This is a genomic window from Janthinobacterium sp. GW460-12-1-14-LB5 (assembly GCF_059423585.1).
The window spans coordinates 114,959-136,344 of record NZ_JBWKYD010000017.1 but is presented as its reverse complement, the minus strand read 5'-3'; the positions used below and the strand labels follow the sequence as shown (position 1 = coordinate 136,344).

At 63.7% G+C, this 21,386-nt stretch carries 18 protein-coding genes; 15 read left to right on the top strand and 3 right to left on the bottom strand.

The features are described from left to right. The first annotated feature begins 114 nt into the window (after positions 1 to 114). From yajC to AC07X6_RS18610, 7 genes are all read left to right on the top strand, one after another. Positions 115 to 447, top strand: coding sequence for a preprotein translocase subunit YajC (gene yajC / locus AC07X6_RS18640; RefSeq protein ID WP_494791964.1), 333 nt, complete (start codon positions 115 to 117; stop codon positions 445 to 447). 95 nt (positions 448 to 542) lie between these two features. Next, positions 543 to 2,408 carry a protein translocase subunit SecD gene (gene secD / locus AC07X6_RS18635; protein WP_070290808.1) on the top strand — a complete coding sequence of 622 codons (1,866 nt, stop codon included), beginning with the start codon at positions 543 to 545 and terminating at the stop codon, positions 2,406 to 2,408. Positions 2,409 to 2,498: 90 nt separating this feature from the next. Beyond that, positions 2,499 to 3,521 carry a protein translocase subunit SecF gene (secF, locus tag AC07X6_RS18630; protein ID WP_230539232.1) on the top strand — a complete coding sequence of 341 codons (1,023 nt, stop codon included), beginning with the start codon at positions 2,499 to 2,501 and terminating at the stop codon, positions 3,519 to 3,521. 73 nt (positions 3,522 to 3,594) lie between these two features. Then, complete coding sequence (locus tag AC07X6_RS18625; RefSeq protein WP_494791963.1) at positions 3,595 to 4,344, top strand: hypothetical protein; 750 nt, start codon at positions 3,595 to 3,597, stop codon at positions 4,342 to 4,344. Next, the gene (locus AC07X6_RS18620; protein ID WP_494791962.1) at positions 4,341 to 5,051 is read left to right on the top strand and encodes a helix-turn-helix transcriptional regulator; all 711 of its coding nucleotides are present in this window, start codon (positions 4,341 to 4,343) and stop codon (positions 5,049 to 5,051) included. Before AC07X6_RS18625 ends, AC07X6_RS18620 begins: the two co-directional genes overlap by 4 nt. Before the next feature lie 73 nt (positions 5,052 to 5,124). Continuing rightward, positions 5,125 to 5,751: a glutathione S-transferase family protein gene (locus AC07X6_RS18615; protein ID WP_494791961.1), complete on the top strand. Its 627-nt coding sequence runs from the start codon at positions 5,125 to 5,127 to the stop codon at positions 5,749 to 5,751. A 196-nt stretch (positions 5,752 to 5,947) separates the two neighbouring features. Next, on the top strand, positions 5,948 to 6,112 hold the full coding sequence (locus AC07X6_RS18610; protein ID WP_230539228.1) for a hypothetical protein: 165 nt from the start codon (positions 5,948 to 5,950) through the stop codon (positions 6,110 to 6,112). On the opposite strand, the gene AC07X6_RS18605 is transcribed toward AC07X6_RS18610, so the two are convergent. The 3 genes from AC07X6_RS18605 to AC07X6_RS18595 all read right to left on the bottom strand — a co-directional run bounded on the left by AC07X6_RS18605 (position 6,109) and on the right by AC07X6_RS18595 (position 7,918). Next, on the bottom strand, positions 6,109 to 6,957 hold the full coding sequence (locus tag AC07X6_RS18605) for an HDOD domain-containing protein (RefSeq protein WP_230539227.1): 849 nt from the start codon (positions 6,955 to 6,957) through the stop codon (positions 6,109 to 6,111). The two genes, AC07X6_RS18610 and AC07X6_RS18605, sit on opposite strands and share 4 nt — an antisense overlap. A gap of 196 nt (positions 6,958 to 7,153) precedes the next feature. After that, the gene (locus AC07X6_RS18600) at positions 7,154 to 7,438 is read right to left on the bottom strand and encodes a hypothetical protein (protein WP_230539226.1); all 285 of its coding nucleotides are present in this window, start codon (positions 7,436 to 7,438) and stop codon (positions 7,154 to 7,156) included. A 45-nt stretch (positions 7,439 to 7,483) separates the two neighbouring features. Then, positions 7,484 to 7,918, bottom strand: a complete 435-nt coding sequence (locus tag AC07X6_RS18595) for a MarR family winged helix-turn-helix transcriptional regulator (RefSeq protein WP_494791960.1) — start codon at positions 7,916 to 7,918, stop codon at positions 7,484 to 7,486. Between the two features lie 132 nt (positions 7,919 to 8,050). On the opposite strand from AC07X6_RS18595, the gene AC07X6_RS18590 reads away from it, so the two are divergent. The 8 genes from AC07X6_RS18590 to AC07X6_RS18555 all read left to right on the top strand — a co-directional run bounded on the left by AC07X6_RS18590 (position 8,051) and on the right by AC07X6_RS18555 (position 21,304). Continuing rightward, positions 8,051 to 8,995 carry a GlxA family transcriptional regulator gene (locus AC07X6_RS18590; protein WP_230539224.1) on the top strand — a complete coding sequence of 315 codons (945 nt, stop codon included), beginning with the start codon at positions 8,051 to 8,053 and terminating at the stop codon, positions 8,993 to 8,995. A gap of 141 nt (positions 8,996 to 9,136) precedes the next feature. After that, the gene (gene astC, locus AC07X6_RS18585; RefSeq protein ID WP_230539223.1) at positions 9,137 to 10,378 is read left to right on the top strand and encodes an acetylornithine/succinylornithine family transaminase; all 1,242 of its coding nucleotides are present in this window, start codon (positions 9,137 to 9,139) and stop codon (positions 10,376 to 10,378) included. A 95-nt stretch (positions 10,379 to 10,473) separates the two neighbouring features. Next, a complete protein-coding gene (locus tag AC07X6_RS18580; protein WP_474293348.1) occupies positions 10,474 to 11,505 on the top strand; it encodes an arginine N-succinyltransferase in 1,032 nt (343 codons plus the stop codon). 13 nt (positions 11,506 to 11,518) lie between these two features. After that, positions 11,519 to 12,571 carry an arginine N-succinyltransferase gene (gene astA / locus AC07X6_RS18575; protein ID WP_494791959.1) on the top strand — a complete coding sequence of 351 codons (1,053 nt, stop codon included), beginning with the start codon at positions 11,519 to 11,521 and terminating at the stop codon, positions 12,569 to 12,571. Further along, positions 12,564 to 14,045: a succinylglutamate-semialdehyde dehydrogenase gene (gene astD, locus AC07X6_RS18570; RefSeq protein WP_494791958.1), complete on the top strand. Its 1,482-nt coding sequence runs from the start codon at positions 12,564 to 12,566 to the stop codon at positions 14,043 to 14,045. Before astA ends, astD begins: the two co-directional genes overlap by 8 nt. 21 nt (positions 14,046 to 14,066) lie before the next feature. Further along, positions 14,067 to 15,407 (top strand): N-succinylarginine dihydrolase, encoded by a 1,341-nt coding sequence (astB, locus tag AC07X6_RS18565; RefSeq protein WP_494791957.1) that lies wholly within the window; start codon positions 14,067 to 14,069, stop codon positions 15,405 to 15,407. Between the two features lie 150 nt (positions 15,408 to 15,557). Then, positions 15,558 to 20,273, top strand: a complete 4,716-nt coding sequence (locus tag AC07X6_RS18560; protein WP_494791956.1) for an NAD-glutamate dehydrogenase domain-containing protein — start codon at positions 15,558 to 15,560, stop codon at positions 20,271 to 20,273. Then, complete coding sequence (locus AC07X6_RS18555) at positions 20,273 to 21,304, top strand: succinylglutamate desuccinylase (protein ID WP_494791955.1); 1,032 nt, start codon at positions 20,273 to 20,275, stop codon at positions 21,302 to 21,304. Before AC07X6_RS18560 ends, AC07X6_RS18555 begins: the two co-directional genes overlap by 1 nt. Positions 21,305 to 21,386 lie beyond the last annotated feature (82 nt).

Genomic DNA, 21,386 nt, shown 5'->3' with positions numbered 1-21,386 from the left:
ATAATGCTTTTTTAGCCCCATTTAAAGTTGCCATGGCTGCAATTCGGGTTATGGCGTATAGCCAATGCTAGAATACAGCGCTATTTTTTCAAACTGATTAGAACTGGAGTCACCGTGTTTTTCATTTCCAACGCTTATGCGCAAGCCCCAACCGAAGCCCTGGGCCTCGGCGGCAACCTGACCAGCTTCCTGCCGCTGGTATTGATGTTCGTGGTCATGTATTTCCTGATGATCCGCCCACAGCAAAAACGCGCCAAAGAACAACGGGCGATGATGGACGCGCTGGCCAAGGGTGACGAAGTCGTCACCGCCGGCGGCATGCTGGGCCGTGTTGTCAAGGTAGTGGACGCTTACGTCACCATCGAAGTGGCGGTCGGCACCGAAATCACGGTGCAAAAGAGCTCCATTACCACCTTGCTGCCTAAAGGCACCCTGAAGGCACTGTAATTCCTCGCTGTCATTGCTTCGGCAATGATGACCGGGGCGGCTATCGGCCGCCCCTCGCGACGCCTCCGACGCTCAACACTGAACGCTGAATCACTATGAATCGCTATCCTGCCTGGAAATACATCATCATCGTCGTCGCCTTATTGCTGGGCGCACTCTATACGGCGCCCAATTATTTCGGTGAGTCACCGGCGCTGCAAGTAACCAGCGGCAAGTCGACCGTCAAGGTGACGGGCGAGCTGATGACGCAAGTCGAGCAAATATTGACGAAAGAAAACGTCAAGTCGGAAGGTGTCACCATGGATGGCGCCGGCAACCTCGCCTCCGTGCGCGTGCGTTTCGCCGATCCTGATACCCAGTTCAAGGCGAAACTGGTGCTGGAAAAGGACCTGAATCCCGATGCCAGCGACCCTGCGTATATCGTGACGGTCAATCTGCAAGCCAATACCCCGATGTGGATGCAAAAATTGCATGCCTTGCCCATGTTCCTGGGCCTGGACTTGCGCGGCGGCGTGCACTTCCTGATGCAGGTCGATGCGAAAGCAGTACTGAACAAGAAAGTCCAGGGCGTCCAGTCCGCCGCGCGTAGCGTGTTGCGCGACAAGAATATCCGCCACGCCGGCATCGAGCGCGTGGGCGACAGTGTGCAAATCAACTTCCGCGACGCGGAAACGCGCCTGAAGGCAAAAAATGTGCTGTCCGACCAGATGTCGGAACTGGCGTTCGCCGATGCGGGTGAAGGCAGCGATTTGAAATTGAACATCACCCTGAAGCCGGCGGCCCTGAAGGCTACCATCGACGAAGGCGTGAAACAGAATATCTCCACCCTCTCCAAGCGCGTCAACGAGCTGGGCGTGGCCGAGCCGCTGATCCAGCAGCAAGGTCCCGACCGCATCGTGGTGCAATTGCCTGGCGTACAGGACGTGGCCCGCGCGAAAGCCATCATCGGCCGCACGGCGACCCTGGAAGTGCGTCTGGTCGATGAAAGCATCGTGCCTGGCACCGAACTGTCGAGCGCCATTCCGTTCAACTCGGAATTGTTCACCGTCGGCAAGGGCGTCCCTGTCGTACTGGCGAAAGACGTAATCCTGACGGGCGACTATATCTCCAGCGCCACGGCCAGCTTCGACCAGAACCAGCAAGCGGCCGTGTCGATCGATCTGAACGGCGACGGCGGACGCAAGATGCGCGAAGCGACGCGCGAACGCGTGGGCAAGCGGATGGCCATCGTGCTGTTTGAAAAGGGCAAGCCGGAAGTGCTGTCGGTCGCGACCATCCAGCAGGAACTCGGTTCGCGCTTCCAGATCACCGGCATGGGCGGCGCGGAAAACGCGAATGAACTGGCGCTGCTGCTGCGCTCGGGCGCCCTGTCGGCACCGATGACCGTCATCGAAGAACGCACGATCGGACCGCAACTGGGCGCGGAAAACATCGCCAAAGGCTTCCACTCGACCTTGTACGGCTTCATCGCCATCGCCATCTTCATGATCGCCTACTACATGCTGTTCGGCGCCTTCAGCGTGCTGGCCCTGGCCACCAACCTGCTGTTGCTGGTCGGCTTGTTGTCGATGATCCAGGTGACCTTGACCTTGCCAGGTATCGCCGCTATCGCGCTGGCGCTGGGCATGGCGATTGACGCCAACGTGCTGATCAATGAACGTATCCGTGAAGAGCTGCGCGCCGGCAATACGCCGCAAGCGGCGATCGCCGCCGGCTTCGACCGCGCCTGGGCCACGATTCTGGACTCGAACGTGACCACCCTGATCGTCGGCCTGGCACTGCTGGCCTTCGGCAGCGGTCCCGTGCGCGGCTTCGCTGTCGTGCATTGCCTGGGTATCCTGACCTCGATGTTCTCCTCCGTGTTCGTGTCGCGCGGCGTGGTCAACCTCTGGTATGGCCGCAAGAAAAAGCTGACGACCTTGTCGATCGGCACGGTGTGGGTGCCGGGCACCAGCAAATAAGCGACGGCCCAGCCTTACCCAATAGCGTCAACAGCGATCGCGTCCGGTGGCCCAGCCGCCGGATGCACAGAATAGAACTCAGAGGATTTCATGGAATTTTTCCGGATCAAAAAAGATATTCCCTTCATGCGCCATGCGTTGATTTTCAACGTGATTTCGGCCGTGACCTTCCTTGCCGCCGTCTTCTTCCTGTTCCACAAGGGCTTGCACCTGTCCGTGGAATTCAAGGGCGGCACCGTGATGGAGGTGAAGTACCCGAAAGCGGCCAACCTTGAAGGCATACGCGGCACCTTGATCGGCCTGGGTTATGAAGAGCCGGGCGTGACCAGCTTCGATACGGCGCGCGACGTCATGATCCGCCTGCCGGTGGAAAATGGCGTCAGCGCCGCGAATACCTCGCAGCGCGTGTTTGAAGCCCTGTGCAAGGCCGAGCAAGGCACGACCAAGGGCGTCGACACCGTCACCGAAAAGGGCGAGCACGTCATCAAGAGCGCCTGCATGGACACCGCCGGCAATGAAGCGGTGGTACTGCAGAAGGTTGAATTCGTCGGTCCGCAAGTGGGCGAGGAACTGAAGCAGAACGGCTTGAACGCGCTGGTGGTGGTAATTCTCGGCGTGATGGCTTACTTGGCCGTGCGCTTCGAATGGAAATATGCTGTCTCGGCCATTATCGCCAACTTGCACGACGTGGTGATCATCCTGGGCTTCTTCGCCTTCTTCGAGTGGGAATTCTCGCTGACGGTACTGGCGGCGATCCTGGCGGTGCTCGGTTATTCCGTCAACGAATCGGTGGTGATCTTTGACCGTATCCGCGAAAACTTCCGCAAGCAGCGCAAGGCTTCCGTGCATGAAGTGATCGACAACGCGATCACCAGCACCATTTCGCGTACCATCATCACCCACGGCTCGACCCAGATGATGGTGCTGTCGATGCTGGTCTTCGGCGGCCAGACCCTGCACCACTTCGCGCTGGCGCTGACCATCGGTATCTGCTTCGGTATTTACTCGTCCGTGTTCGTCGCGGCCTCGATCGCCATGTGGCTGGGCGTCAAGCGCGAAGACTTGATCAAGCCGATCAAGGAAAAAGACGAAACCGACGGCGCCGTGGTGTAAGCGTAGGTTTTTTGCAGGTCGAATGAAGAACGATCACCGTTTGCGGTGGTCGTTTTTTTTATGGTGGATGACGATGAAGCGTTTGATTGTGATGGGCATCATGGCAGGCATCGGCATCTTGGCCGGCGCCGCCGAGTTCAGCCGCAGTGGCAGTGACGGCATCGCCCTGCGCGGCCCGATTGCCGGCGGCGACGTGGACACGTTGCGGCAGCTGGCCACGCCGGGTACGACGCTGTTGCGCGTGAATAGCGACGCAGGCGACCCGCAGGCGGCCATGCAGCTGGGCCGCTACCTGCGCCAGCAGCAATGGGACATTGCCGTTGACACGGTGTGTGCGGGCAGCTGCGCCCTGTATGTCTTCCCGGCTGCGCGACACAAAAGCATCCCCGGCGGCGCCGTGCTGGCGCTGCAGGAGTCGGCGTTCCTGCGCGCGCAGGCGAGCCCGGCACAGATGCGCCGCATCCTGGCCGAGGCGGGCGTGGCGGCCGAAGACCTGGAGCGCGACACGGCGGCGCTGGCGGCCCGGTTGACGGAGACTGCGGCGCAGGAAGCGGCGTTTGCCGCGGAACTGGGCATTGCTTCCTCTTTTTACGGCGACTTTGCGCAAGTGGCGGCGCAGGCCGAGAGCGTGCGCCAGCGCTTTCCCGACCAGGAGGCCGCCGTCTACTGGTGGCCGGCCGCAACCCGCCTGGCGCACTGCTACGGTATCGCCGGCGTGGAAGAGGGGCCGCGCGCATCGCGCCTGGCGCCCGACGGTTATCTGTACGTGCCGGCCCTGTCCGCCCTCGTCATGGGCGACCAGGCCTTGCGGGCCTGCCCATGAGCCGCAGCGGCCGCTTGTTCCTGCTGATGGACGCTATGCGCGCCAGGCGCGTGCCCGTCACGGCGGCCCAGCTGGCGCAGCAGCTGGGTGTCTCCGAGCGCACGATTTACCGCGATATCCAGACCCTGGCCGAACTGGGCGCGCCCCTGCAGGGCGAGGCGGGCATCGGCTACGTGCTGCGCCGCGGCGCCTTCCTGCCGCCGCTGATGTTCGGCGCCGATGAACTGGAAGCGCTGGTGCTGGGCGCGCGCTGGGTGCGCCGCCAGGGCGATGCGGGCCTGGCGCAGGCGGCCAGCAATGCCCTGGCCAAGATCGCGGCCGCCTCGCCGCGCGACCTGCGCGACAGCATGGCCGAGACCAGCCTGTGGGTGCCGCTGGGCCGCCCCGCCGACGGCACGCAGCCGGCCGACCCGGCCGACCGGTATGTGCAGCCCGTGCGCGAGGCGATCCGCTACGAACAGAAGCTCACGCTCGCCTATCAGGATGAGCATGGCAGCGCCACCTCGCGCACGGTGTGGCCGTTTGCCCTGGCCTTTTTTGAGGGCAAGCGTCTGCTGGCCGCCTGGTGCGAGCTGCGCGGCGATTACCGGCATTTCCGCATCGACCGCATCGCCAGCGTGCAGCAGCATGAGGAGCGCTATCCCACGCGCCGCCATGTGCTGCTCGATGCCTGGCGCAAGGTGCATGATATCGACCCCGAATCCTGATTTCGCTCCTGACAAAAATTGTCAGTGACGGCAACTACGATGGTGGCTTCTTCACTCACCGGAGCCATCCATCATGCGCCTGTACCACCACCCCATGTCCTCGAATGCCCGCCGTGCCCTGATGACGGCGATCCACCTCGGTCTGCCGCTGGAACTGGCCGAAGTCGACCTGATGAATGCGGACGACCGCCGCCGCCTGCTCGAACTGAACCCGAACGGCAAGGTGCCCGTGCTGGCCGATGGCGCTTTCCTCCTGTGGGAATCGTGCGCCATCATGCAATACCTGGCCGAGCAGGTGCCGGGCCAGACGCTTTATCCGCAGGCGCCGCAGGCGCGCGCCGACGTCAACCGCTGGCTGTTCTGGGCCGCGCAGCACTTCGCGCCCGCCATCAGCGTGCTGGCCTGGGAACGCGCCTGGAAGGGCATGACAGGCAATGGTCCGGCGGATCCGCTGGAAGAGGCGCGTGGCGAGCGCGACCTGCATGAATGCGCCGTGGTGCTGGACGCGCATCTGGCGCGCCGCGACTGGCTTTGCGGCGATGCCTTGACCCTGGCCGATTTCGCCGTGGCCGCGCCGCTGATGTACAGCGAGGCCGTGCGGCTGCCGCTGGCGCAGTACCAGCATATCCAGGCGTGGTTTGCCCGCGTGCGGCAACTGCGCGCCTGGCAGGAAACGGACGTGGAACTGTTGCCGGGATAATCTGCGCGCTAAGTGTGCCAGCGCACGGAGCCGGCGCGGCGCACCGCATAAGATAGAGCTGTCTCTTTCAGGACATCCCTAGCTTTGGACTTTACCCGCTTTCGAGCGGGTTTTTTTTTGTCTGGCGTATAAAAATGGCTTGATAATCTGATAATCGCCGCACAAATGGGCACATCCCACTTCCAGCAGGTACGCCATGTTCATGCCACGCCATCCGAAACCGCTGTTGAGTACCAGGGCGGTCGCCACGCAGGTCGCCCAGCAAAAGCAGGGAACGCAGGCCATGGACAAGCATGTGCTGATCGTCGAAACGGTCAAGCCGGCGGCACCGCCGCCAGCGGCCAAGAAGCCTGCAGGCTAGTGCACGAGCACCTTCAGCAGCGACTGCACTTCATCATCCGATTCTTCCATGATGCTTGACAAGGTCGCATCGTCGCCGATCAGGCAATCGATGCTGCGCGCGGCGCGGGCGGCCCGCACGGCGATGGCGGCCGGGCTTTCGTTGAGCGGGGACGAGACGGGCGCCAGGTCATTCGCCAGCAGCAGGGTGTCGCCCAGCGATTCGGGCGGAATGGCGCGCAAGCCTTCCCACAGCGCATCGATGGCGCCCATTACCGCTTCCGGCACCTTCAGTTTGGTCAGGACGCCATGGCCGATGGCCTGTTCGCCATGTTCGACCCAGTCCTGCGGTTCGCCGTCGAGGATGCCGGGGAATTCGGCCGCGCGCGACAGCAGATAAAAGCCGCCCACTTCATGCATGATGCCGGCAAACAGGGCCGTATCGGGATCCACCTTGGTGACGCGGCGGGCCAGTACCTGCGACAGGGCCGCCACGTGGGCCGTATGCTCCCACAGCTGGTTGGCCTTCGCCTGCAGCGCGGGATCGGTGATGGTGCTGCCCAGCTGGCGCACGATCAGCGATGCCACCACCGATTGCAGGGTGCGCACGCCGAGCCGCTGCACGGCATTGCGCACGCTGGTGATTTCATTGCCGGAACGGTTGAACGCCGCCGAATTGGCGATGGCCACCGTGCGCGCCGCCAGCAGCGGGTCTGCCTGCACCAGCTTGGCGGCGGCCTCGATATGGCAGTCGGGATCGGACAGCGCCTCTTGCAGCTTGAGCGAAGCGTCCACATTGGCAGGAAAGGTCAGCTCGCCACGAGCGGCTTGCGCGGCGATGCTTTTAAAGGCGTCGAGTCTGTTCATTGAAAAAATTATACTCGCAATATTTCCGTACGGAACTTTTTAACCGTGATCTTTTCGCAAACAAGCGAGTAAAAGGCAAGTAAAGCCCCGTAAACGGAAAAAGGCATGCCTATATTGTTGACATGCCTTTTTTTAACGACAGCGATCGTCACAGCGCTGGACAGGACGACTGCGCAGCAGGTCCTGTTCAGCGCTACTACAGAACTTCGCTGAAGATCGCGTCGCAGCCTTCCACCAGCTCGTCGCTGTCTTCCAGTTCATCCGTCAAGCCCAGGTCGAACAGTTCCTCGACAGCGTTCATGAAGCTGTTGTGCTTGGTGGCGCCGATCAGGCGGTAGATTTCGCCGTCTTCGTTGCGCACGCCGATGATCAGTTTTTCCTGGCGTACCAGTTCCGGCGTGCTGGCGTTGAGCAGCAGGTTGCCGATGATGTGTTTATCGAAATGAGCAGGCTTTTTGCCTTCGAGCAGTGAGGTTTTCAACTTGGTTTCCTTTGTCTTGTTTGAATGTCTGTGCTTGGTGAATGGTCAGCCGTGGCCGTTGGCGATGGCGTGTTTCAAGCCCGCCAGGGTGCTTTCGAGACGCATGAAATCGTCTTCGGTATAGCCGTCGAACAGGCGCTGGCCCTGTTGTGTCAGCTTTGGGAACACGTCATGGAACACCTGTTCCCCTTCGCAGCTCAGGCGCACGTAATAGGAACGCTTGTCGTGTGGACAACGTTCGCGTATCACCAGCCCCTTTTGTTCCAGCCGGTCCACCACGCCCGTCAACGTACCCTTGGTAATCAGGGTTTTCTGGCCCAGTTCCTTGTAGGACATGCCGCAAGTGTTGCCGAGCGTGGCAATGATGTCGAATTGCGCATGCGTCAAGCCGTACTGGCGCACGAAGTCGCTAGAAAACCGCTCGAAGCCTTGCATGCATTCGGCCAGCAGCCGGATACTTTTTAAATATCGTTCACCCATGGGTGTGATTATATCCTTCCGCCCCGCTTTTTTCCGCCGCGTCCCGGCGGGTTGTCGCGGCAGGGGCTGGATGGGGCGGAAGTCCGGTATCATGTGGGCAACTCAGCCCTTGCCCCGATCCCGCCCCCGCCGATGTCCTTCGCTAATCTTTCCCGTATCGGCCTCGACAAACCGCTGCGTTTGCTGCTGGTGCATGCCGGCGATGCCGAGTCGATCACCTGGGCTGGCCTGGTGCAGCCGCTGCGCCTGTGCGCGCGGGCGCTGGGGCCCGATGCCCTGCAATTGGACGTGCGCACGCCGGAACAGGTGGCCGCGCAGGGCGGCAACTGGCATATTGCGCTGCTGGTGGCCGATGAAACGCAGGCGCCGCTGCGCGCCGAGCTGTGCCGGGCCGTGATCGAGCGCTGCCGTTCGGCGCCGTTCTGGGGCGGCGTGGGCGCGGCCGTGCTGTGGCTGGCCGACGCGGGCGTCATGGATGGCGTGCGCATCGCCTTGCCATGGGCCCTGTATGCCGATGCGGAAGCGAAGGCGGAACGGGCCATCCTGACGCCGCACCTGTTCGACATCGACGGCCCCCACATCACCTGCTGCGGCGGCGCGGCCAGCATCGACTTTTCGCTGACCCTGATCGAGACCATCTTTGGCGCCGACGTGCAGGCGCTCGTCAAGGAAGCGTTGTGCGTGGACAAGGTGCGCGGCAAGGAAGAGCGCCAGCGCGTGGCCCTGCAGGCGCGCTTCGGCGTGCTGCAGCCGAAACTGTCCGAAGCGGTGACCTTGATGGAAGCCAATATCGAGGAACCGCTGTCGACCGACGACATCGCCAGCTTGGTGGGCCTGTCGCGGCGCCAGCTGGAGCGGCTGTTCAAGCAATACCTGGGCAGCCTGCCGTCGCGCTACTACCTGGAGCTGCGTCTGCAGCGCTCACGGCAATTGTTGCTTGATACACATTATTCCATCGTGCAAGTGGGCCTGATGTGCGGCTTTTCCTCCGGCTCGCACTTTTCCACGGCGTTTGGCGCCTTGTTTGGCAATACGCCGCGTGAAGAGCGGCAAAGAAAGCTGATGCCGCCGGCCTGACGTCTGGCGCATTGAGCTGTGATGAATTGTGAAAATCCTTGTCGCAGATTCAAAAGAGTTTTAGCATCCCGCTTTTTATAATGCAGTACACACGTAGCTGTCGTAGCTGCGGAGTACCTAACATATTGATGGGGAAATGCTATGAATGCCAAGCTTGATTCGACCGTAACGGCTCGTCCAGTCACCCGGGAAACCTTTGACCAGGTCCTCGTTCCTACCTACGCCCCTGCAGCCATGGTGCCCGTGCGCGGTTCCGGACTGGACCTGTGGGACCAGTCGGGCAAGCATTACCTCGATTTCACCTCCGGCATCGCCGTCAACAGCCTGGGCCACTGCTATCCGGCCCTGGTCGACGTGCTGACCAAGCAAATCAATAATTTGTGGCATTTGGGCAACGGCTACACCAACGAGCCCGTGCTGCGCCTGGCGCTGGCCCTGACGGAAGCGACCTTCGCCGACCGCGCCTTCTTCTGCAACTCGGGCGCGGAAGCCAACGAAGCGGCCCTGAAACTGGCACGCAAGTACGCGCACACCAAGTTCGGCGCGCACAAGTCGCGCATCATCTCGTGCTTCAGCTCCTTCCACGGCCGCACCCTGTTTACCGTCTCCGTCGGCGGCCAGGCCAAGTACACGGAAGGCTTCGAGCCGCTGCCGCCGTCGATCGACCATATCGCCTACAACGACATCGAAGCGGCGCGCGCCGCCATCGGCGATGACGTGTGCGCCGTGATCGTCGAGCCGGTACAGGGCGAAGGCGGCGTGGTGCCGGGTAATCCGGAATTCCTCAAGGAACTGCGCGCCCTGTGCGACAAGACGGGCGCGCTGCTGATTTTCGACGAAGTCCAGAGCGGCATGGGCCGCACTGGCGCGTTGTTTGCCTACATGGGCTATGGCGTCACGCCGGACATCCTGACGGCCGCCAAGGCGCTGGGCAACGGCTACCCGATCGGCGCCATGCTGACCACCAACGAACTGGCGCAAACCCTGGCCGTCGGCACCCATGGCACCACCTACGGCGGCAACCCGCTGGCCGCCACCGTGGCCCTGACCGTGCTGGAGACGATCAACACGCCGGCATTCCTGGCGCGCGTCAAGGAAGCCAGCGTCAACACCATCGCCATGCTGCAAGGCTTGATCACGGATTACCCGCAAGTGTTCTCCGTGGTGCGCGGCAGCGGTTTGCTGCTGGGCCTGGTCGTCAGCGATGCCTGGAAGGGCCGCGCGAAAGACATCCAGAAAGCGGCCGAAGCGCAAGGCTTGATGGTGCTGATCGCCGGCATGGACGTGGTGCGCCTGGCGCCGGCCCTGATCGTCTCGGACGAACAGATTGCCGAAGCGGGCCGTCTGCTGCGCGCCGCCATCGACGGCATGCTGAAAGCCTGAGGCTAGCCTCGCTCCCTGTTTGATCACCGGCCCGCCGCTTTGCTGCGGGCCGGCTTGGTTCTACCCCCAGCATCGTCAGCATTGAAGGAGTACCCATGTATGTTGTCCGTCCGGTAGAAATTGCGGATATTGCAGCCCTCGAAGCGCTGGCCGCGGTAACCATGCCGGGTGTCCATACCCTGCCGAAGACGCGCGAGAAAATCGCCGCCTCCGTCGAGCGCTCCATCGCCTCGTTTGCCGCCCATGTCGACATCCCCAGCGAAGAGTCGTATCTCTTCGTGCTTGAATCCCTGTTCGACAAGAGCATTGCCGGTACGGCCGCCATCTTCGCCTCGGCTGGCTCGAACGGCACCTATTTTTCCTTTCGCAACGACGTCATTCAGCAAGTCTCGCGCGACCTGAACATCAGCCACAGCGTGCATGCGCTGACCCTGTGCTCGGAGTTGACGGCGTACTCGCAGCTGTCCGGCTTCTTTGTGCGCAACATGGAGCAGGCGGGCCTGGAAGCGGCCCTGCTGTCGCGCGCGCGGCTGCTGTTCGCCGTGCTTGCGCCGCACCGTTTCGGCGATCGCTTCTTCGTGCCGCTGGCCGGCATCACGGACGCCAACGGCCAGTCGCCGTTCTGGGACGCGTTGGGCCGCAAGTTCTTCCAGATGGATTTCCTCGATGCCGAAAAAGTCATCGGCGGCGCGCGCAACCGCACCCTGATCGTCGAACTGATGCCGCACTACCCCGTGTACGTGCCGCTGCTGCCCGGCGACGCGCAGGCGGCCATGGGCCAGATCCACCCGAGCGGCGAACTGGCGTTCAATTTGCTGACGGAAGAAGGCTTTGAAGCGGACGATTACATTGACATCTTCGATGGCGGCCCGATCCTGCAGGCGCACAAGCATGCGCTGCGCTCGTTTACGGGCTCGCTCACGCGCCGCGTGGTCGCAGGCGTCACGCCCAGCCGCACGGGCCTGAAAGTGCATTACGCGATCGCTTCGGGCGCGGAGCGCAACTTCCGCGCCGTCACCTTCACCTGCGATGCGCTCGAAGCGCAGGACACCGTTGGCTTGCCGCCAGAGCTGCTGGAAGCGCTGGCCGTGGCCGAAGGCGACAGCGTCATTTGCGTGCGCATCTAACCGAGAGAACATTATGCTAGTAGTACGCGCCATCAACGCCAATGACCTCGATGCCCTGTACGGCCTGGCCAGCCAGGTCGGCACCGGCATGACCACCCTCAAGCCGGACATGAAAATGCTGGGCGACCGCTTGGCGATTGCCTGCGCCTCGTTCGCCGAAACCATCGCGCCCGACAAGCGCGACTACATGTTCGTCATGGAGGATACCGACACGGGCCGCCTGGCCGGCGTGTGCGCCATCAAGGGCGCCGTGGGCCTGGAAGAGCCGTTCTATAACTACCGCATCGGCACCCTGGTCCATTCCAGCCGCGAACTCGACGTGTTTACGCGCATGGAAACCTTGTACCTGTCGAACGACCTGACGGGCAGCACGGAACTGTGCTCGCTGTTTTTGCACCCCGATTACCGCAGCGGCAACAACGGCAAGCTGCTGTCGAAAAGCCGGTTTCTGTTCATCTCCCAATTCCCGCACCTGTTCACGGAAAAGCTGATCGCCGAAATGCGCGGCTACCAGGCGCCGGACGGCAGCTCGCCGTTCTACGAAGGCCTGGGCCGCCACTTCTTCAAGATGGATTTCCACCACGTCGACGACCTGACCAGCCTGGGCAAGAAATCGTTCATCGCCGAACTGATGCCGCGCCAGCCCATGTACGTGGCCTACCTGCCCGACGAGGCGCAGGAAGTCATCGGCAAGGTGCATCTGAGCACGGCGCCCGCGCGCCGTTTGCTGGAACAGGAAGGCTTGCACTTCGAAGGCTATGTCGACATTTTCGACGCCGGTCCCGTGCTGCAGGCGCGCGTCTCCGAACTGCGCGCCATGCGCGACAGTATGCCGGCCGTGCTCGACGCCGGGGCTGCGTCGGAAGCGTGCGGCGACGCCGCCCAGGCCGAACCTTACCTGGTGTCGAACACCGACCTGAAAGATTTCCGCATGATCGTCACCAGCGCCAATCCGCACAGCGGCAAGCTCGCGCTGGACGACGATGAACTGCATCTGCTGCGCTGCCATCACGGCGATACCGTGCGCACCTTGTCACTCAACCCGAGGAAGCATCCCCATGTCTAATGTGAATACCACGCAATCGAACTTCATCAACGGCGCCTGGCTGCCGGGCACGGGCCGCGAACTCGTCACCATCGATCCGTCGAACGGCAAGCAGACCTGGGCCAGCCTGGAAGCGACAGAGAACGAAGTCGGGCAAGCCTGCCAGGCCGCCCGCGCCGCCTTTGAAGCGTGGGCCGATACGCCCGTCGAAGAACGCATCGCCATCTGCGTGCGCTTTCGCGAACTGCTGAAGGAGCATGCCGAAGCGCTGGCGCTCTTGATCTCGGAAGAAGTGGGTAAACCGCTGTGGGAATCGCGCACGGAAGTGGCCACCATGGCCAACAAGATCGATATCTCGGTACAGTCGTATCACGCGCGCACGGGCATCACGCAAAGCAAGATCGCCGATGGCGACGCCGTGCTGCGCCACCGTCCGCATGGCGTGTTCGGCGTCTTCGGCCCGTACAATTTCCCTGGCCACCTGCCGAACGGCCATATCGTGCCGGCCCTGATCGCCGGTAACACCATCGTCTTCAAGCCCAGCGAATATGCGCCGCGCACGGCCATCAAAACCGTGCAGCTGTGGCAGCAGGCGGGCTTGCCGACTGGCGTCGTCAACCTCGTCAACGGCGGACGCGACACGGGCGTGGCGCTGGGCGCCAATGCGCACCTCGACGGCGTGCTGTTTACGGGTTCCTGCCAGACCGGCATCAGCCTGCACCGCCAGTTCGGCGGCCAGCCGGGCAAGATGCTGGCGCTGGAAATGGGCGGCAACAACGCCCTCGTCGTATGGGACGTGAAGGATGTGGACGCCGCCGTGCACCACGCGATCTTCTCGGCCTTTGTCTCGGCCGGGCAGCGCTGCACCTGCGCGCGCCGCCTGGTGGTACAGGACAACGCCTTTGGTGCCGCTTTTGTGGCGCGCCTGGTGGAAGTGGCGGCGAAACTGGGCATCGGCGCCTCTGACGCACAGCCGCAGCCGTTCATGGGGCCAGTGGTGTCCAGTGCCGTAGCCGCGCGCCTGGTGCAGGCGCAGGCGGACATGGTCGCCAAGGGCGGCACCACCCTGCTGCAGATGCGCCAGTTGAATCCCGAGGCGGGCTTTGTCACGGCCGGCATCGTCGACGTCACGGCTGCCGCCGGCATCCCCGACGAAGAATGGTTCGGCCCCCTGCTGCAAGTGATACGCGTGGCCGATTTCGATGCGGCCCTGAAGGTCGCCAACGCCACCGAATTCGGCCTGGCCGCGGCGCTGCTGTCCGACGATCCTGCCCTGTGGCAAACTTTTCAAACGCGCGCGCGCGCCGGCATCATCAACTGGAATCGTCCGACCACGGGCGCGGCCAGCACGGCGCCGTTTGGCGGCATCGGCAAGTCGGGCAACCACCGTCCTAGCGCGTATTACGCAGCCGACTATTGCGCCTACCCGGTCGCGTCGATCGAGAACAGCGTATTGGAACTGCCGGCCAAGCTGTCGCCCGGTCTGAATTTTTAAGTTTTAAAGGACAAGCCCCCCATGCACAGCACGCGCGAATACAATTTTGACGGCCTGGTCGGGCCATCGCATAACTATGCCGGACTGTCGTTCGGCAACGTGGCCTCGTTCAGCAATGTGAAAAGCGCTTCGAATCCGAAGCAGGCCGCCTTGCAGGGCCTGGCCAAGATGCGCGCCCTGGCCGCGCGCGGCTTTGCGCAAGCCTTGCTGCCGCCGCAGGACCGGCCGAATTTCCGCCTGCTGCGCTCCATCGGTTTCACGGGCACGGACGCCGAGGTGCTGGCGCGCGCCTACCAGGAATCGCCCGTCATCCTGGCCTGCGCCTATTCCGCCTCGCCCATGTGGACGGCGAATGCCGCCACGGTCAGCCCGTCGGCAGACACGCAGGATGGCCGCGTGCATTTCACGGCCGCCAACCTGAATAACAAGCTGCACCGCGCCTTCGAGCACGCGCAGTCGGCGCGCAGCCTGCGCGCCATTTTCAGCGACGAAAAACACTTCGCCGTGCACGACGCGCTGCCGTCGACGCCCGCCTTTGGCGACGAGGGCGCGGCCAACCACACGCGCCTGGGTGCGAGCCACGGCGCGCCGTCCGTTGAATTGTTCGTGTATGGTCGCGTGGAGTTCGATCCTTCCGCGCCGTCGCCGAAGCGCTATCCGGCGCGCCAGACCCTGGAAGCGTCGCAAGCCGTGGCGCGATTGCACGGCCTGGATGCGAAGCGCACCGTGTACGTACAGCAGAATCCGGACGTGATCGACCAGGGCGTGTTCCATAACGACGTCATCGCCGTCGGCAATGGCAATGTGCTGTTCTATCACGAGCAGGCGTTTGCCGATGAAGGGGAAAGCCTGTCGCAGCTGCGCCGCGCCGTTGCCGCCACGGGCGCGCAACTGGACGCGCTGCGCGTGGACACGGGCCAGGTGCCGATCGCGGACGCCGTCAGCAGCTATCTGTTCAACAGCCAGCTGCTGACGAAAGAGGGCGGCAAGATGGCGCTGGTGATCCCGCAGGAATGCCAGGAAAACCGCGCCGTGTCGCGCTACCTGGAAGGCCTGGTGGCCAGCGGTGGACCGATCGATGAACTGATCCATTTCGACCTGCGCCAGAGCATGCGCAACGGCGGCGGGCCCGCTTGCCTGCGTTTGCGCGTGGCTCTGACGCAAACCGAGGCGCGCGCCATGCACCAGGGCGTGATCATGACGGAAACGCTGTACCATCGGCTGGTGCAGTGGGTGGAAAAGCACTACCGCGACCATCTGGAGCCGGGCGACCTGGCCGACCCGCAGCTGGCGCTGGAAGTGCATGCGGCGCTTGAAGAATTGACGATCATCCTCAACTTACCGGGATTGTACGACTTGTAGGCGATAGAAAAACACACAGAAAAAATCCGAGACAGACTATCCGTAGCACAGAATTGGACGGGCGACCCCCGTCTCTTGACACCGCTGCCGCCCAGCCACAAGCCCGAACGACAGCGTTGGACATTCACATTACCGTAATGGAGATGCAAGATGAATCACACGCCACAAGATTTGCGTACACAAACGCTGGAGCTGATTAACGCGGCTGGCAATGCAGGCAAGGCGGCGGCGCCTGTCGTGCAGCTGGTGCAGGCATGGCTCGACTCGCTCGACGCCGAAGACCTGGCCGACATCGCGCCCGACAGCCTGGCGCCCGTGCTGGTCGACGGCTTCACGCAAGCGGCCAAGCGCACCGGCAGCGGCTGCCAAATCGCCACCCTGCGTTATGCGGATGGCCGTGGCGGCATGGCGAGCGCCTTGCTGATCCTGAACGAAGACATGCCTTACCTGGTCGATTCCATCGTCATGGCCATGCGCCGCCAGCACCTGGCCGTGCGCGGCGTGATGAATACCGTGCTGCCCGTGCGCCGCGCTCTTGATGGCAGCGTGGAAGCGGTGCGCCAGCCGGGCGACCCGCTCGAATCGTATGTGCTGGTGCTGCTCGACGAAGAGCTGGCGCCGGAAGCCCTGGCCGCGCTGGTCGCCGCCCTGGAGACGGTCGCGCGTGACGCTGCCGTCGTGCGCCGCGATGCCGCCGCCATGAGCGAGCGCCTGGCCAGCGTCGCCACGGCTGCAGCGCAGCATGGCGAAGAGGGCGCGGAAGTGGCCGCCTTCCTGGAATGGGCCCGCAGCGGCGGCTTTGAAGTGTTCGGCTACGCCTATTACCGCGTCAAGCCGGGCGTGCGCGAACTCGAACGCGACATCCCGAGCCGCGTCGGCGTGCTGCAGGATACGGCGCACCCCGTGTACGGCACCTGCCTGGCGAACATTCCCGGCGACTTCGACACCCTGGCCAAGCGCGACTCGGCGCTGTCCATCGTCAAGGCCGACGTGGCGGGTACTTTGCACCGCGACCAGCAGCTGGACTTCATCGGCGTGCGCGACATGGATGCGCAAGGCGCGATCCTGGGCGAGCATTGCTTCGTCGGCCTGTTCACCCGCGCCGGCAATTCCACCCCGCTGGCGGCACTGCCATTTGCGCGCGGCCGCGTGGCCAAGGTACTGAGCCTGGCCGGCGTGCGCCAGCAAGGCTTCCGTGCCGAGAAGTTCCGCGAAATCCTCGAATCCCTGCCGCGCACCGAAGCGCTGGAAGCGGAGCTGGACTGGCTGGCGCAAGTATGCGGTTCCGTCGTTTCGCTGTACAAGCAGCCGCGCACCAAGGTCTTCGCGCGCCGTGACGTGTACGCGCGCCACCTGAACGTGCTGGTCTACCTGCCGCGCGAGCGCTACAGCGCCAGCGTGGCGTCGAGCCTGGCCAAAGCCCTGCAAGCCAGTTCCGGCGCCACGCACGTGAGCACGCAGACCCTGGTGGCCGACGGCCCCCTGGCGCGCGTCTACCTGATTGCCCACGCCGCGCGCTACCCGCTGGACCTGGAAACGGATATCGAACAGCCGCTCTTGGGCGTGCTCGATGGCTGGCATAACGGCTTTGCCGCCGTGGCCGACGCCGTGCCCGACGTGGCCCTGCGCGCCAGCCTGCGCAAACTCTGCGCTACCTTGCCGCTCGACTACGTGGCCGCCACCGCGCCGGCCGTCGCCTTCCGCGACCTTGACACCATCCTGCGCAATACCGATCCGGCGCACGTGGCCGTGCGCATCGAGACGGGTGCCGTCACCACGATTCGCCTGTATTCGGCCAACAAGGTGCCGCCGCTGTCGACCATCCTGCCGGCACTGCACAATGCGGGCGTGGCCATCGACCGCGAACAGGCATACTCGGTTTCGCTGCTTGATACCACGCGCTATTTCGTCACCAGCCTGACGGTCGATGCCGCCAGCGCTGCGAAACTGGCGCAGCCATCGGTCGTCGCCGTGGCGCAGGAACTGTTTGCCGCACTCTTCAACGATGAAGCTGAAGATGGCCGCCTGAATGGCCTGGTCATCGAAGGCGGCCTGTCGACGCGCGAAGTGCAGCTGGTGCGCGCCTACACCAGCTACTGGCGCCAGACGGGCAGCCGTTTCTCGGTGCGCTACATTGCCGAAAGCCTGCGCAAGCAGCCGGCCCAGGTCAAAGCCCTGGTCGAAGCCTTCCTGCAGCGCTTTGATCCTTCGCTGTCCGATGCGCAGCACGCGGCCGCCCTGGAGGCGATCGCCGCCATCAAGGCCGGCCTGCCCTCCGTGAACCACGCCGATACCGAGGAAATCCTCGGCGCGCTGGCCGACCTGATGGCCGCCACCCTGCGCACCAGCTACTTCCAGAACAATCAACAAGGCGACAAGATCATCTTCAAGTTCGACACCAGCAGCCTGGCGCTGGTGCCGGAACCGCGTCCTTACCGCGAGATTTTTGTCTTCTCGCGCCGCTTCGAAGGCGTGCACCTGCGCGGCGGCCCCGTCGCCCGCGGCGGCTTGCGCTGGTCCGACCGCATGGAAGACTACCGCACGGAAGTGCTGGGCCTAGTCAAGGCCCAGATGGTCAAGAACGCCGTCATCGTGCCGGCCGGCGCGAAGGGCGGTTTTGTCTGCAAGATGATGCCGAAGGACGCCGTGCGTGAAACCATCGCCGCCGAAGGCGAAGCCGTCTACCGCCTGTTCATTTCCAGCCTGCTGGAAGTGACGGACAACCGCTCGCTGGGCAATATCGTCCCGCCAGTCGACACCGTCTGCTTCGACGACGCCGACCCGTACCTGGTGGTGGCCGCCGACAAGGGCACGGCCACGTTCTCCGACATCGCCAACGGCATCGCCGTGCAGCGCGGTTTCTGGCTCGGCGACGCCTTCGCCTCGGGCGGCTCGAACGGCTACGACCACAAGAAGCTGGGCATCACCGCCAAGGGTGCATTCGAAGCCGTGAAGCGCCACTTCTATGAGATGGACCACGACCTCAATACCACCCCGGTCACCATGGTCGGCGTGGGCGACATGTCGGGCGACGTGTTCGGCAACGGCGTATTGCTGTCGCGCCAGCTGAAACTGGTGGCCGCATTCGACCACCGCCACATCTTCCTCGACCCGACACCGGACGTCGCCGTCTCGTTCGACGAACGCGCGCGCCTGTTCGCCTTGCCGCGCTCCTCGTGGGACGATTACAACAAGGACCTGATTTCGGCAGGCGGCGGCGTGTATCCGCGTTCCGCCCGCACGATTGAGCTGTCGCCGCAGATCCGCGCCGCGCTCGATATCGCAGAAACCTCGCTGGCGCCGGAAGAGCTGATGCACCGCATCCTGAAATCCCCGGTGGACCTGTTCTACAACGGCGGCATCGGCACCTACATCAAGGCCTCGACGGAAACGCACGCACAGGTGAAGGACCGCGCCAATGACCATATCCGCGTGAATGGCAACGAGCTGCGCGTGAAAGTGGTCGCCGAAGGTGGCAACCTCGGTGCGACGCAGGCAGGCCGCATCGAGTTCGCGCTGGCGGGCGGACGCATCTTCACCGATGCGATCGACAATTCGGCCGGCGTGGATTGCTCGGACCATGAAGTGAACGTGAAAATCTGGCTGGACGTGGAAGTCAATGCGGGCAAGCTGACGGAAGCCGAACGCAACCGCGAGCTGTATGCGATGACGGACGACGTCGAACGCCTGGTCTTGCGCGACAACACGCAGCAGACGCATTTGCTGGTGCGCGAGTTGCAGGCGCAAGGCGAAAGCGCCGTGCAGGATGGCTATGCCGCGCTGATCGCCAGCCTGGAAGAAGAGGGTGCCCTGTCGCGCGAACTGGAACAATTGCCATCGGTGGCCGAACTGGCGCGTCGCAAGGCAGACGGCCGTGGCTTGACGACGCCGGAACTGGCGGTGGTCATCGCCAACGTGAAGAACCGCTTCAAGCGCATCCTGTCCGCCCTGCCGCTGACGGACGAAACGTGGGCCGAGCCGGTGCTCAAGCCTTACTTCCCATCCTTGCTGGTGGCAACCCGTTCGGCGCTCGACCATCCGCTGGCCAACGCCATCCTGGCGACCGTGCTGGCCAATGAAGTGATCAACCGCTGCGGCCCGCTGATGATCCGCAACCTGGCGGCGGAACATGGCGTGGACGAGTCGGCCGTGATCCTGGCCTGGGGCCAGGCATGGGTGGCGCTGAACCTGGCGCCCGTGTTCGACGCGCTCGACGCGGATGCCCTGACGGTGCCGCGCGACGTGTCGATCAGGGTCGATGCGCAAACGCGCGTGCTGCAGCAGACGATGATCGCCGGTGTCCTGTCCGTGCCGGCCGAGCAATTGCGCGGCGCCGGCCTGGCCGAGCTGACTTGCCTGTTTGGTGCGGAATCGAAGCGCGAGCTGCTCAAAGCCGTCGGCATCAAGTCGGAAGCGGCGCTGGTGCCGGGCTTGACGCCCGCCTTCGTGCAGGCGTGGGATGCGGTCGATGCGCTGGAAGTCGTCGCCGGCTTCCTGTTCCCGGCCCTGTCCGTGCCGCGCCCTGCCTCGATGGACCTGGCCGCCTTCCTGCAAGTGGGCCTGGCCCTGCGCAGCCAGGCGGGTATCGACACCCTGGAGCGTGGCCTGAAGCTGGCCGCGCAAGGCAAGTCGCAGGAACAGTTGCGCAACTACGCGCAGCAAGCCCTGCGCCGCACGCAACAGCGTCTGCTGACCCAGGTGCTGGCGCGCGCCGAGCAAGGCAATGCGGGCCAGGCCGTCGATGCGGTGACGGGCGCGCTGGGCCTGTCGGCCTATGTGGCGGCGACGGAACTGGAGCAAGCCATGCTGGACGTGTGGACGCTCTCCGAGGCAGTGAATAAAGTGACAGTGGAAGCGGCGGTGTAATGACGCAAGAAGCAACACAAGTAGTAACCCAGGTAGTGCCGGGCGCTGGCGGCTTGCCGCCAGCCGTGCAGGCGCTGGCGCAGGCCGATTTCAGCGGCGTGGCACAGCTGTTCGCCAACGCCGGTTTTACGGTGGCCTTGCCGGCGCCCGGCATGCTGCAGGTCGTCAAGCCGCAAGCCGACGAGGGCCGCCCCAGCGTGGCCGTTTCTGTCGGCGTGCATGGCGACGAGACGGGGCCGATCGAAGTGCTCGCGCATCTGCTCGACGCCTTGTCGCGCGATGCGTCGGCACTGGCCGTCGACTTGCTCGTTTGCGTGGGCAATGTCGATGCGATCCGTGCCGGCAAGCGTTTTATTGACGCCGACCTCAATCGCATGTTCCGCCCCGTGCGGGGCAGCCTGGCGCAAGCGGCGGAAAGTGCGCGCGCCGATGAAATGATCGCCGCGACCAAAGCGTTCTTTGACGCGGCGGGCTCCGTGCGCTGGCACCTGGATTTGCACACGGCCATCCGGCCTTCCGTGTATCCCACGTTTGCCATCGTGCCGGACCTGGTGGCCGACGAGGCCAAGGCGCAGCTGATAGCCTGGCTGGGCCAGGCGGCCATCGGCGCCATCATCATGAACCCGCAGTCGGCCGGCACCTACAGTTATTATTCGGCCGAGCATTGCGGCGCGGCCGCCAGCACGGTGGAACTGGGCCGCGTGGGCACCCTGGGGCAGAACGATTTATCGCTGTTCGACGACGTGTCGCGGGCGCTGAATGGCTTGCTGCGCGGGCTGCCTGCGCAGCCCGTCAAGGCGCAACCGCACGTGTTCAAGGTGGCGCAGGAAATCATCAAGCACAGCGATGAATTCCGCATGGCTTTCGATCGCAGCACGCAGAATTTCACGTCCTTGCCGCAGCATGCCGTGATCGCCAGCGATGGCGACCATGTGTACACGGTGCGGCACGCGGAAGAGCTGGTGGTGTTTCCCAACCCGGACGTGCGGGTGGGCTTGCGCGCCGGATTGATGGTGGTGCGCGTGGCTTGATCGTCCAGTCCTCACACAGCATTTGGCGCCAGCCGGGGAAACCCGCCTGGCGTTTTTTTCATGAAAAAATGCCGCACGGAAA

Excerpts from the sequence above, each read along its gene's own strand:
- secD (WP_070290808.1), top strand. The coding sequence starts at position 543 with ATGAATCGCTATCCTGCCTGGAAATACATCATCATCGTCGTCGCCTTA.
- AC07X6_RS18595 (WP_494791960.1), bottom strand. The coding sequence starts at position 7,918 with ATGGGTGAACGATATTTAAAAAGTATCCGGCTGCTGGCCGAATGCATG.
- AC07X6_RS18610 (WP_230539228.1), top strand. The coding sequence starts at position 5,948 with ATGTTCATGCCACGCCATCCGAAACCGCTGTTGAGTACCAGGGCGGTC.
- astC (WP_230539223.1), top strand. The coding sequence starts at position 9,137 with ATGAATGCCAAGCTTGATTCGACCGTAACGGCTCGTCCAGTCACCCGG.
- AC07X6_RS18560 (WP_494791956.1), top strand. The coding sequence starts at position 15,558 with ATGAATCACACGCCACAAGATTTGCGTACACAAACGCTGGAGCTGATT.
- AC07X6_RS18555 (WP_494791955.1), top strand. The coding sequence starts at position 20,273 with ATGACGCAAGAAGCAACACAAGTAGTAACCCAGGTAGTGCCGGGCGCT.
- AC07X6_RS18620 (WP_494791962.1), top strand. The coding sequence starts at position 4,341 with ATGAGCCGCAGCGGCCGCTTGTTCCTGCTGATGGACGCTATGCGCGCC.
- astB (WP_494791957.1), top strand. The coding sequence starts at position 14,067 with ATGCACAGCACGCGCGAATACAATTTTGACGGCCTGGTCGGGCCATCG.
- AC07X6_RS18580 (WP_474293348.1), top strand. The coding sequence starts at position 10,474 with ATGTATGTTGTCCGTCCGGTAGAAATTGCGGATATTGCAGCCCTCGAA.
- astD (WP_494791958.1), top strand. The coding sequence starts at position 12,564 with ATGTCTAATGTGAATACCACGCAATCGAACTTCATCAACGGCGCCTGG.
- secF (WP_230539232.1), top strand. The coding sequence starts at position 2,499 with ATGGAATTTTTCCGGATCAAAAAAGATATTCCCTTCATGCGCCATGCG.
- astA (WP_494791959.1), top strand. The coding sequence starts at position 11,519 with ATGCTAGTAGTACGCGCCATCAACGCCAATGACCTCGATGCCCTGTAC.
- AC07X6_RS18590 (WP_230539224.1), top strand. The coding sequence starts at position 8,051 with ATGTCCTTCGCTAATCTTTCCCGTATCGGCCTCGACAAACCGCTGCGT.
- AC07X6_RS18605 (WP_230539227.1), bottom strand. The coding sequence starts at position 6,957 with ATGAACAGACTCGACGCCTTTAAAAGCATCGCCGCGCAAGCCGCTCGT.
- AC07X6_RS18625 (WP_494791963.1), top strand. The coding sequence starts at position 3,595 with ATGAAGCGTTTGATTGTGATGGGCATCATGGCAGGCATCGGCATCTTG.
- AC07X6_RS18615 (WP_494791961.1), top strand. The coding sequence starts at position 5,125 with ATGCGCCTGTACCACCACCCCATGTCCTCGAATGCCCGCCGTGCCCTG.